Source organism: Bacteroides sp. AM32-11AC, from assembly GCF_003603515.1.
In the GTDB taxonomy this organism is placed as follows: domain Bacteria; phylum Bacteroidota; class Bacteroidia; order Bacteroidales; family Bacteroidaceae; genus Bacteroides; species Bacteroides uniformis.
The window spans coordinates 317,278-330,585 of sequence record NZ_QTNH01000003.1 but is presented as its reverse complement, the minus strand read 5'-3'; the positions used below and the strand labels follow the sequence as shown (position 1 = coordinate 330,585).

The 13,308-nt window shown below is 46.0% G+C and carries 6 protein-coding genes; all 6 read right to left on the bottom strand.

Annotated features, from left to right (window positions below; genetic code table 11):
• Positions 1 to 147 precede the first annotated feature (147 nt).
• Complete coding sequence (locus tag DW800_RS05155) at positions 148 to 1,713, bottom strand: sulfatase family protein (protein ID WP_081030682.1); 1,566 nt, start codon at positions 1,711 to 1,713, stop codon at positions 148 to 150.
• 47 nt (positions 1,714 to 1,760) lie between these two features.
• Positions 1,761 to 4,412 (bottom strand): glycoside hydrolase family 2 TIM barrel-domain containing protein, encoded by a 2,652-nt coding sequence (locus DW800_RS05150; protein WP_117703837.1) that lies wholly within the window; start codon positions 4,410 to 4,412, stop codon positions 1,761 to 1,763.
• Between the two features lie 152 nt (positions 4,413 to 4,564).
• Entirely contained in the window at positions 4,565 to 6,856 is a 2,292-nt protein-coding gene (gene bglX, locus DW800_RS05145; protein WP_117703836.1) for a beta-glucosidase BglX, read from the bottom strand.
• Between the two features lie 167 nt (positions 6,857 to 7,023).
• A complete protein-coding gene (locus tag DW800_RS05140; protein WP_117703829.1) occupies positions 7,024 to 9,861 on the bottom strand; it encodes a hypothetical protein in 2,838 nt (945 codons plus the stop codon).
• A 120-nt stretch (positions 9,862 to 9,981) separates the two neighbouring features.
• Positions 9,982 to 11,379, bottom strand: a complete 1,398-nt coding sequence (locus tag DW800_RS05135) for a DUF5723 family protein (protein WP_182423940.1) — start codon at positions 11,377 to 11,379, stop codon at positions 9,982 to 9,984.
• A 154-nt stretch (positions 11,380 to 11,533) separates the two neighbouring features.
• Positions 11,534 to 13,300, bottom strand: a complete 1,767-nt coding sequence (locus DW800_RS05130; protein WP_119957850.1) for a S41 family peptidase — start codon at positions 13,298 to 13,300, stop codon at positions 11,534 to 11,536.
• Positions 13,301 to 13,308: the final 8 nt, after the last annotated feature.

Sequence of the window (13,308 nt, the reverse complement as noted above, 5' to 3'; positions counted from 1 at the left end):
TGGCAAGGTCATACATTTCACTAGACATATTGGTCTGCGCAAAAGCGCTGCCTACTCCCATCAAAAGGGAGAATAAACCTACAAAAAACTTTTTCATCATGGTATTCTTCATTTTTCAAATTATGTTTTTCATCAATCTATCGGTTGTCACTTTCTTGTGGCATCCGACTTCCTTATCTTCTCCTCCAGTATCCGCGCCAGCCTGCGTGCCACTTTGGGATGCTGTTCATACACATTTGTGGTCTGGTATGGGTCTTCCTCCAAATTATAAAGCTGCACAGAGGGTGCATCCGGCTTTATCCGGGCATTTTCTATATCGCTGTTCACCCGATGGGTGAGCTGGAAAGCGGATGCCCCGCCCAAGTCATGGTCACCGACATTCTTTCCGGTAAATCCGCCGCTGTTTTGCGCCGGAATATAGACCCACTTCCCTTTGCGAATGGAAAGATGGCTCTTTTGGGAAGGACAGATAATAATATGGTCCCGAATCATTTTCCCGGGATTTCCGATAAGGGCAGGAAGCATATTGAAACTGTCCGGCCCGTCCTGCTCCTGCAATTCATATCCTGTGAGGGCAGCCAAAGTGGCAAGCATGTCAACATTGGACATCAACTGGTTGGATACGCTGCCCGCAGGAATCCTACCCGGCCAGCGGGCAATCATAGGAATGCGATGCCCGCCTTCCCAAGCTCCGAACTTGAAACCAAGAAGCTTGCCGTTGATATGGTGTCCTGCCTTCCAAGCTCTCTGCCCTCCATGATTCAGCATTCCTCCGTTGTCACTGGTGAAGATGAGCAGAGTATTTCCCGCCAGCCCTTCCTCATCGAGGGTACGCATAATCTCGCCTACCACCCAGTCCAATTCATGGATTGAATCACCGTAAGGTCCTGCCTCACTGGTACCTACAAAGCGTTCGGCCGGTGTAAAAGGATGATGGATGTTGGTGGTAGCATAATACAAGAAGAAAGGTGAATCCTTATGTTCCTTTATCCACTGCACGGCCCGGTCTTTCAAAGTAGTGGCTACAGCCCTGTCTTTGTACAAACGGTGCGCAGCCGTGGCTCCACCAATAGAGTTGATACCGAATTTTTCATCGAACTCCTCCGTTTCTGCCCTCTTGCCTCTTACAAACGGGTCGTTGGGATCATAACCCACCACATGATGGTTCTCCACATAAACAAAAGGTGGATGACTGTTGAGAATAGGCACACCGAAGTAATAATCGAATCCCAATTCAAGTGGTCCGGGAGCCAGTTCCTTGTTCCAGTCCATCTTTTCGTCCGTACGAAATCCAAGATGCCACTTCCCCACGATGGCAGTGGAATAGCCGGAACGTTTCATCACATCCGCAATTGTGGTGCGTGCCGTATCAATTTGCAGAGTCTGATTCAGGAAGATTGCCCCCCAAATATCCTCACGGCAAGGATATTGACCAGTCATCAGTCCATAACGTGAAGGCGTGGAAACAGCCGAGGATGAATGAGCATCCGTAAAGCTACGGCCTTGCGATGCCAGACGGTCTATATTGGGAGTCTTGACCTTGGTGGCACCGTAACAACCAATGTCGCCATAGCCCAAATCATCAACGTTGATAATGATTACATTAGGCTTGACCTCAGTGGAAGCCGGAGATTGCTGCGCGACGGCAGGCAAAGCGCTGAATCCCATCCCTACTGTGAAGGAGAGAGACCCGGTAAGTAATTTGTGTTTCATATTTCACTCAATTTATCGGTTAATACAACATTATTAAGAATAGAACATCAATGAATCCTGAATATCTTTATCCCATTCAAGAACGTCATCCCTTTCACCGCCTCAAAGTTCACCGTAAGGTTTCCACCGGTTACGGCAACATGCAGTTTCTTGGATATGCAACGGTTCCCGCCTACTTCTATCGCCGGAGAGAAATGATTCAGCCAAGGTCGGTTGTTGACAGAAACATTGAAGACACTGCCGCGGAAATCGGCATTGTCTAGGGTAGCGACAGCTCCCAAATCGTAAGTCACCCGCTCGGAACGTGCGTTCAGGTCAGCAAAAAGAAGTTCCACTTCATAGTCGCCGTCGGGCAAGTCGAAGCGATAGGCCTTGATGTCCTTGCGTTTGGTCTGGAGCAAAGGAACATTACGGGTGTCTTTCACCTCGGCAGTGGTTCCGATACGTCCCGGAGAACGGCGGAAAATCTCTCCACCTATGTAGCCCCAACTTCCAGGAGTATAAGCTTGGTCGGGAAGCCAGCAAAGATCACTCTTGTCATCCGTAAAGAAACAGTTGCTGCCCACGTTCACTGCAAGTTCCAGCTGTCCGGAGCCGACTGCCGCGATATGGCGAGGCTGCATCTTCACAAAAATGTCCGAAACCTGCTCCACCTTCTTCCCATGGCAGATACCTGAAGCCACAAGCGTGTTTCGCCCCGCAACGAGAGGCACTTGCCACACTGCATGGCAATTCTCGATGCCTTGCACGGAGAGCTTCGTGCCGTTGACAGACAACTCCACCTTATCCAGATTGGAATACACTTTCACCGGATGTTCCACCGCTTCACCGTCCGAAACCACAGTCCGATGCTTCCAGTCATCCACAGCAATGTGCAGCACCGGAATATCCTTGCGCAGGAATGCCTGGAAATAATAGAACACATCTTTAGGACGGCGGTCATTGTACATCAGTCCTTTATTATTGATATGCGGCGTAGCCTCCTGGCGACTGGCAGAACTGAAATCAATGAAGTTCCACTCCGTGGCGCCCACTATGAACGGTCGCTTCATGATAGCGGGCAGATAGTATTCGAGGTACAACTGCTGCCATTGCATGGAGAAATCGAATATCTGCGGATCGAGCGACTGCAAGCGCGGGTCGGAACCGGCACCGAACTCACTGATTATTAACGGACGGTGCGGGTATTTACGATGCTCTTCGTCCACAAAGCGGTCGAAAGACTTGAAGTCGTTCTCATACCAGCCCTGATAAAGGTTCCAACCGGAAATGTCGGTGATATTGCTGAGACCGATTTTATTGTAAATCTGATTGCCGTGGTAGGCCATCGTACTCAGACGGTAGGGGTCTTCCCTCTTCAGAGTTTCCTCCAGATGCCGGGCAAGCGCCAAGGTATTCTCGTAGAAACCGTTGAGCCGTTGTTTCTTCACCCGATACTGCAGCTGGATAACAGCCTCGTTCATATACCCCCACATAATGACGGACGGATGGTTGTAATGCTGGCGAATCATTTCGCGCAAGGCGCTTGTGGCATTCGCGCGGAACTCATCACCCAAAGCTATCAAATCTACTACCGGAATCTCCTCCCATACCAGCATGCCGAGTTCGTCGCAAGCACGCAACACGGCATCGTCCTGTGGGTAATGTGCCAGACGGACAAAGTTCACACCCATGTCTTTCAGCAACTGCATATCCCTGCGGTGCATCTCATCCGAAAGCGCTATGCCTATCGGCATCTGGTCCTGATGACGGCAAGCTCCCATAAGTTTCAGGGGTTCCCCATTCAACTTGAAGCCTTCCTGCGCATCCACGCTGAACCAGCGGACCCCCAAAGGGACACGTGTCTCATCTTTCAACACCTTGCCACGCACATCTTTCAAAGAAACTTTCACGCTGTACAGATAAGGGGAATCGGGCGACCACAACTGTGGCTTTTCCAACTGTAACCGTTCCTCGAAGGCGAACGCCCCGTCGGCATCTATCCGGACGCTGCGCAAAGATTGGGCTACGGTCTTCCCATCTGTATCCAGCACCTCGACGTCCAACTTCAACACCGCACGCCGCACATCACGGTTCACCAAAGTCCCACGCACACTGATTTCTGCCCTATCCTCACTCACGGAAGGCAAATCGACATAAATGCCCGTAGAGGCATAGTCGGTAAGGCTGATGTGCTGCTTTGCAGCACTGATGAGCCACACATTGCGGTAGATGCCGCCAAAGATGGTGAAGTCGCCGGACAAAGGAGGTATCCGGTCGTTCTGATTATTGACGTGCACCATCAGCAGATTCGGGGCATCGGTCCTTACTTTATCCGTAATGTCTACGGTAAAGGCAGAGTAACCTCCTTTGTGGGTAGTGAGCAGCTCGCCGTTGAGGTACACATCTGCCAGAGAATTGACACCATCAAATTTCAGGTAAAGCTGTTTATCCCGCATCTGCGCGGCATCCGTACGGAACTCTTTCTTATACCAGGAAGAAGCCCTGCGGTAGTTACGGGTAGAATAGGCATCCGCATTCCAGGTATGCGGCAGATGTACCTGCTGCCAACCTTCTTCATGGCGTTGCACTTCCTGCAACCGATTGTCATCACATGCGGCATAATACCAGCCGTCATTAAAACTCTGAACCACCCGCCCAGCATTGACAACCGGGTACATGGTGGACAGACACAATATTAATAAAAATATTTTCTTCATGTTTTTCAATAGATCATATTATCTTACACAAGTCAAGCAAATACTGCAAGAATACTGCATATAGTTTGCAGTGAAAATGCAGACAATATGCAGCAACAATGCCATTTCAACGCAGTGGCTCGAATGCTGCATATTGCCGCCTTGGGAATCAGTTAGAGTAACTTGAACGCTGCTTTCTTTACATCCCGGCTACTTCTGCCAATCATCACCTCAAAGTCACCCGGCTCGCATACAAAATCAAGATTGTAGTTGTAGAACTTCAGCAATTCGGGAGTAATCTTGAAAGATACTTTTTTAGATTCGCCGGCTTTCAGGAAAATCTTTTCAAAGCCTTTCAACTCTTTCACCGGACGGGTTACACTTCCCACAAGGTCACGAATATAAAGCTGGACCACTTCGGCACCGTCTCTCTTGCCGGTATTGGTCACAGTCACGGTAGCAGTCAGTTCGCCCTTATCCGTCATGCTAGTCTTGTCCAAAGCCACGTCGCTATAAAAGAATGTGGTATAGCTCAAACCGAAACCGAAGGGATAAAGCGGTTCATTGTCCATGTCTATATAGTTGCTGCGGAATTTCTGGAACCATGCACCGTCGGCAAGAGGGCGGCCCGTGTTCTTGTGGTTGTAGAACAAAGGAATCTGTCCCACGCTCTTCGGGAAAGTCGTAGTCAGCTTCCCACTCGGATTCACATCACCAAACAGTACATCACCGATGGCAAAACCTGCCTCACTGCCCGCAAACCATACATTCAGAATGGCCGGCACGTTTGCCTGCTCCCAGTTTAGTACCAGCGGACGACCGGTAAACAGCACCAGTACCACAGGTTTTCCCGTTTTCAATAATTCCTGTAACAGTATGCGTTGGGTGTCCGTCATTTCAAGATTCGTGCGACAACTGCTCTCTCCACTCATTTCCGAAGACTCACCGAGCGCAGCCACAATAACATCCGATTTGGCAGCCACGGCAAGAGCCTCGTCCAGTAACTCCTTGTCCGAACGATTGTCACGGTGTAAAGAACGTCCGAACATAGTGGCACGTTTCTCATATTCGGCATCACTCATCAAATTACAGCCTTTCGCAGTCAGTATTTCGGCTTTACCGCCTGCTACCGCCTTCAAACCTTCAGCCAAAGAAGTTGCATTCTTCAATACAGCAGCCACACTCCAAGTACCCGGCATATTACTGCGGCTGTCTGCCAACGGACCTACCACAGCAATAGTGCCCTTCTTGGCCAGCGGAAGCACATTACCCTCGTTCTTCAGCAACACCAAGCTCTCCGAAGCAATCTTACGCGCAACGGCACGATGCTCTTTGGTAAAGATTTGCTTCTTGGCACGCTTCACATCACAGTATTTATAAGGATTATCGAACAAGCCCAACTTGTACTTAGCTTCCAAAATACGGCGACAAGCCGCATTAATAGCTTCTTCTGTCACTTTTCCTTCTGTCAATGACTTCTTGAGCGTACCTACAAATGCATCGCTCACCATATCCATATCGACACCAGCATTCAACGCCAACGCGGCAACAGTCTGCGTATCGCCCATGCCATGGTCGGTCATTTCTGTAATTCCGGTATAATCTGTCACTACAAAACCGTCAAACCCCCACTGCTTACGCAATACATCCGTCATCAACCACTTGTTTCCAGTAGCGGGAATGCCATCGACCTCATTGAAAGAGGCCATCGCACTTCCCACACCGGCATCAACCGCCGCTTGATAGGGCAACATGTATTCATTGAACATGCGCTGATGACTCATATCTACTGTATTATAGTCACGTCCTGCCTCACCGGCACCATACAAGGCAAAATGCTTTACACAAGCCATAATCTCATCATTACGGCTCATATCTTTTCCCTGATAACCACGTACCATGGCCTGCGCAACGGCTGCTCCCAGAAACGGGTCTTCACCGTTGCCCTCGGACACACGTCCCCAACGGGCATCACGGCAAATATCCACCATCGGACTGAATGTCCAGCAAATACCGTCGGCGCTGGACTCAATGGCTGCAATACGCGCCGATTCTTCAACCGCCTTCATATCCCATGTACACGATAATCCCAAAGGAATGGGAAACACCGTTTCATATCCATGAATAACATCCATACCGAATAAGAGAGGAATACCCAAACGACTTTCTTCAACCGCCTGCTTCTGTACATCGCGGATACGTTCCACGCCTTTCAGATTGAAAAGCCCGCCCACTTCACCGGCACGAATACGTTTGGCCACATTACTACTTTTAGCCTGACCGGTCGTAATCTCACCGGTAACCGGCAGATTCAACTGACCTATTTTCTCTTCCAGGGTCATCTTCTTCATTAAATCGTCGATGAAACGATCCATATCAACCGGAGATTTCTGTGCATACGCACTAACGGCAGTAAACACCAACAAGACTAAAAATAATTGTAACTTGAAAAGTAAATGCTTCATGTCTTTCATGCTTTTAATTGATAGAAATATTATTTTACTGCAAATAAAAGAAAAGCATGCGACAATCTCCACATCCCGTACTACAACAAAAGTACAACCATCACTAAAAAACAAAAGAGGAAGTACAATATTAGTACTTCCCCCATTAATATTTCACTGTAAAACAGCTATTTAAAGTTTATAAGAAAATCAGTCAGACTTTCTTCCGGAAGCAGATTGAATTTCTTGCGCAACCGGTATCTTGCAGCATCAACCCCACGCGTGGAAATGTTGAGCAACTTCGCTATCTCCTTTGTCAGCATATTCAAGCGAAGCAATGCGCAAAAGCGCAAATCTCCTGAAGTTAAATCTGTATATTGAAGTTTCAGATTACGGAAGAAATTCTCGTGTATACGGTCAAAATTAGCCTGAAACATAGTCCAATTCTCTTCATCGGACACTATATTGCTATTAACTAAAGTGAGCAGCTTATCCAAGTTCTTACGGCTATACTGTCCTAACAACTTTTGCCGCTGTATCTCTTCTTTCAAGGAACTCAGAAATTCCTGATGGGCGATATTTGTCATTACCACACTGGACAACTCCTTGCTTTTAAAACGCAAATCGGCCTCAAGCTGTTCCTTTTCCAACTCAACAATCTTCTTCTCTTGCCGCTCGAGTTCTGCCTGATGGGCTACGCGCTGCCGTTCAATCACACGGTCTTTCTTTTTCTTCACGAAACGGTAGACCAGATATTGCAATAAAGCCAACAGACACAATCCTGCCAAGATATAACTTCCCACAGCCCAATAAGACAAATACCACGGACGCAAAATCTCAAAAGGAAGCTCTACCGATGCCAAAACTCTATCGGTATCATATATCTCTGCCTGAAAAACATAACTTCCATAGGAGAGCCGAGAATACTTCTTCTGCAAATAGCGTCCACCCGGCATCCATTGGTCAGAATATCCTTCCAACCGATACCTTACCTTATAAGTATAATTACTATAAACCGGATAACACAATGTAAAATTCACCGTATTAAACTCAGGCTCCACCTTGGCTCCCGGCTGCACGACCAATGTTTTCCGCTTACCACTGAATTCATCAATGACCCGCATTCCCGAAATCCATAAAGAGCGTCTGACCCGAGATTTATATAACGAGGAACTGTCCGTCTCAATACGGGCAATGGCATTGTTCAGGCAAAGATAGGAACAGCCATTCCTCACGTCATAAGCCACGCTTCCCCGTTCTTCCACCGTCAGACCGTCAAACAAAGAATATGGAATCCGGAGTTCGATATTGAAAGTATTTATCGCACACTTCACTAAATACACTATCCTATCACCCACAAACCAATAGTAATCTCCGTTCGCACGACTCACTGTCTTGATTCCCTTCAATTCCATCAATTGTTCATTCATTGTTTCATAGGGAACAATCGAATCAGTCATATCTTCGTAAGTATAGAAATATTCCCCATTAGAAAAAACTACCCGACCATTGATTTTGAACAAAGTAAAACTCCCACCTTTCACTTCTCCCAGGCCCTCATACTTCCGTACATCCTTTACCTGCTTCATATCCGGATCAATCCGAAAACGATACAAACCATTCCTTAAGTGTTTCGCCCAGATATTCCCTTGATGGTCCACCTCTATGTGACGGACCATATGACTGAATCCACGCAGAGACCGGATAAAACCATATGCTCCCGAAGTATCTTCCGTATATAGATTTAAAAGCGCATAAGTTCCTTCCAATAAAAAAGATTCTTCCTTCGATTCAATCTTTTCCATACACATCCCTCCCTTTACATCAGATACCAACTTTGACTTCAACCCCGATATAAGGAAAGTTCCTTTGTTATGCCCGCAAAAAATCTGTTTTCCCCATTCATCGACGAACCACGCTTGTTCTTCCAAACCCGGAACTAATTCAGTCTTTCCATCCTTAAGCCAATAAAGTCCCTGATTAGAAGCAATATAAGCTTCATTTTCCCTTACCAGAACATCATATACCATGCCTATTTTACGAAATGGAGGTTCATAATAATAGATTAAAGAATTGTTGTGTATATAGGCAATACCTTCATCCAAAGCTGTCCATATATTGTTGTCATCATCACAATATAATCTCAAAACAGTATTGTTCTGTAGTTTATTATCCGTATTGACCTTCCAAATCAGCTTTCCCTTTTTATCCAACGCATATATGCCATCGGATATTGTGCCAACAACGTAACAACTGTCCTTGGTTATCACCGCACGATTAATGGTATGCTTCCTGAATATATCATCACATTCGGTTTTCCATTTTTCTACCCTCCCATCTCGATAGAGGAGAAAACCTCCCTGATTACGAGTAAGCATTAAAACGGCATCATCATAAGGAAGCCCAGCCAAGACATCGCTATTCCCAAATACCTTTCTGGGAATAAGTTCTTCCATTTTCCTGCCGGAAAAGACACAAAGTCCACCATTTATTCTTTGAGAATAAAAAGTATTTCCAACCTGAAATAAGTTCAGCGGAAGGCTCTTCACCCGAATACCTTCCACAGAATTTCCATTATAAAAAAAGAGAGAACCAAACGATTGAAATACAATTTCCCCTTGAACGCAAACAATGTTCCAGATTTCGTCGTTATGAAAAGTAAAGTCCTTCACCTCATCTTTTAGCGAGTGATATTCAAGGGTATTATAAGGAGTACGGACAAAATAACCGAATTCTTCGTAAGAGCCTATATAAATTCTTCCATCTTCACTGATATATATAGCACGCACAATTCCTTTTGTCGGTAATTCATACAGCCGCCAAGCACTTCCATCAAATTCCAGCAGCCCACTGTTATTACCGAAATACATCACCCCTCTTTCGTCCTGAGCAATGGCCCAATTCTGAATACCGGCATTATAATCCGACACCGAATAGCTCCTCACTATAGGAGAAAAAGGTATGGGTGAAGCTTGCAGCAAACTACTGAAAACCAAAGACAAGAGAAACGTTATTGCAATTCTCATGAGTACTGTTTATAGGTATTTACCAGCAAAGATAAAGCTTTTTGCGTTTTCGTAAAAACAAAATCGCAGATTATCCTCTTTTATAGAAAGATAACCCGCGACAACTGATAACTCACTTTATTAATTTTCAGCCGTTTTCTGTTTTCCCAAAGGAATAGAAACCCCCAAGTAAGCATTGACATTCTTCGTATTCTTGCCAAAGAACATATAGTCTGTTCCCGCAAAGAAAGGACCCAGTTTCAGTGCCAGACCGAAGGTTTTACCGGCTCCTTGAAGTACGGAATAGCTGGCAGCTACATTGAAAGCATTCGTCGGACGGATGCAGGCAGAGAAAGTCAACTCATTCAAAGTTTTCGGTTTGGCAAAACGACCGGTATACAAGGCACCCACTACCAGCCAATCATTCAATAAGGCATATTCAGCGCCAAGAACCATTGTAGAAGTCAATCCACGGGTACGGCTCTTCTCAGAAGCCTCCTCCGTCTTGAGCTTCAACATGTCATAGTTAAGAATCTCGCCGCTGTTCACAATATTCATGAACTCCTGCTGCGAGGCCGGGTCAAGAAGATCATAAGTCTGCTCTGCATTGGCTCGCGCTATACTGGTATTCGATTTAGACCATTTGATAAAGCCCAAATCAAGAACTGAAGCAGAAAGTGTCAATTTATCCAGTAACTTGTAAGATACTCCCAAATCAATAGCCCCACCATATCCGGCAAAACCAAAACTGCCAAAATCGATTTCATCGATATAATCACCATTCTCATTCTCGGGAAGTTCTAACAGCTTTGACGAGTTCTCCAAAGTTGCATCCACTTGAATGGAAGCTTTACTCGTCACTCCTGAAGAGCCGACAGAAGGAGTTTCCACATGAATCTGGTTGATGTTCAGCTTTAAGTTACCGATACCCAGCAGCATCTTCACCTTACCGCCTACAGCCAGCCGGTCTGTTATATTCCTTGCAAAACCAAGGCCGACTTCCGCATAGGAATTTATCTCAAGCTTCTGTCCATTAATGGTTTCGTTAATACCCAAATAGTCAGAAATATTGTCACCAAACTCCCGGCTGCTCATGTTATTCATAAACTGGAACATGGTTTTCGGTATGGCAGCACCGATATCATTACGTAACCCCACATTGACTGACCAGAAGTTCTTTCCTTTATACCACCCGGCAGACAGAATGTCGGTACTCAAATTCACATTCAAGTTATTGGTAGCATCCAGTCGGTTCATAAAGTCATTGCTCATGAAATAGTCGCTGTCATCACTGTTTTCAATAATGTCCATAATATCCCTATACCCCAGGGAACTGGAGTTGACGGTAGCATTCAGCGAACCTATCACGGGAATATTCAGATAACCGCGTCCCGGCATCAAGGCCGGATTGAGCTGCATACGCTGGTTACTTCCTTCCATAAAGTAGGAAGTGCGTAGGAACTGGGCTTGTCCAGAAAGAGAGAAACAAAGCAACAATACCACAGACAGCCATACTTTCAGAGAATTCAATTGTTTCATAACCTTGTCAATGTTTTCATTTTCACCTGCAAAAATATAAAACAAGTTAATACCTTACAAACAACTTAACCGGATAGTCGTGTATAAAAGGCTTATACAGAGACTATCCGGTATAAATTAAGGAGCAAATAAAAGAATCCTCTTAAGAGTGTCCTTATACTATTTCATCATAAACATGTTCATTTGCTCTCGTAGCGGTACTCAGAAAAACCGGGGCTGTCTCCTTTCTTTGTTGCAGAGACATTGACGTCACTGCCGGAGCACTCAACATTTCCTTGTATTTTTCCGGAGCAGTCAGTATCTTTACAGCCTCTTTCAAATCATCATCATCTTTCAGCTGCTGGATAATGCTTCCACGCTGGAAATAATAACGTTTGATGATTTCTACCGCAATCATGCTCTTGATGTCCTTGGAGAAATGGTCAAGGTCACGGTCCAGATTATGCGACAATTTTTTCTCCAGCGCTTCAAACTCTTTCGAAGCATCAGTCAGATAGCCCTCAAATTCGGCCATCTCCTTCAAGTTCTTCAGCATCTTCTCTGTCTGCTGGTCGTATTTGAAGTCCGCCTTTTTCACCATCGTCTTGAAGTCCGCATAATCGGCATCTGTAATTTCAAACTTCTCTGCTGAAGGGATGGTAGGATGTTTCAGGCAATAGTCCGTGGCATAATTGAAAATAAGATTGTCATTGACAAGATAGAACAGAATGTTGGGCAGCTTCTCCTGCTTCACCGCAATGTCCGGAGTCACGCCTCCACCATCCCGCACTTCACGTCCGGCAGCCGTATGGAACACGGTAGTAAGGCTGTCCGGAATACGTCCCACACTGCCGTCCTCATTCCGGTGCTTGTAGTCGATAGCCTGCACACAACGGCCGCTGGGAATATAATATTTGGAAGTCGTCAGCTTCATGGTACCACCGTATGGTAACGGACGGGTGGTCTGCACCAATCCCTTACCGAAAGTACGGTTACCGATAATGACCGCACGGTCAAGGTCCTGCAAAGAGCCCGCAAGGATTTCTGACGAAGAAGCCGTTCCGCCATTGACCAGAACAGCCAAAGGAATTTCCAAATCCAACGGCTCACGCAATGTCTTGTAGGTATTGCTGGCTTGCTTAATCTTACCCATTGTCGTCACAAGTGTTTTTCCGCGAGGCAGAAAGAAGTTGGCTATCTCTATAGATTCATCCAGCAAGCCGCCTCCATTGTTCCGCAAGTCAATCACCAACGAAGTCATCCCCCGTTTCTTCAAGTCCAGAAAAGCCTGCTTGAACTCCTTGGAAGGATTCCCCGAGAAGGTGCTGAGATTGATATAACCTATATTATTATCCAGCACTGTATAATAAGGTATGAACGGCAATTGGATGGAACGGCGCACAATGTCGAAATCCAACGGTTTCTCTGTACCGGGACGTTGCACTTTCAGCTTGAAGCTGGTACCCACTTGTCCGCGAAGCATCTCGCTGACTTCTTGGTTGTTCTTTCCGGCAAGGTCCTTTCCGTCAATCTCCATCAAAATATCTCCGGCTTTCAAGCCTACATCGGCAGCAGGCATATTCTCATATGGCTCAGATATCATGGAACGTTTTAGTTTCGGATTCCAAGTAATCACAGAACCTATACCACCATAGGAATTCTTCAGCATCTGCTCCAATTCGCTTTGGTCATCTTCCGGATAATACTCCGTGTAGGGATCCAGCGAGTAGAGCATGGCATCAATGCCTTCACGGATAGTCTTGTTCGGATCAATCGTATCCACGTAGAACATATCCAACTCTTTCACAATGGAATTGAATATATCCAGATTCTTTGCTATTTGGAAACTACGGCTATCACCACTCTTAAACCCCCAAAAACAAAAGGCTCCTGCTACAATCAGCAAGGTAATCATCCAGCGTATCTTTAAAATTCTTTTCATAATATGTC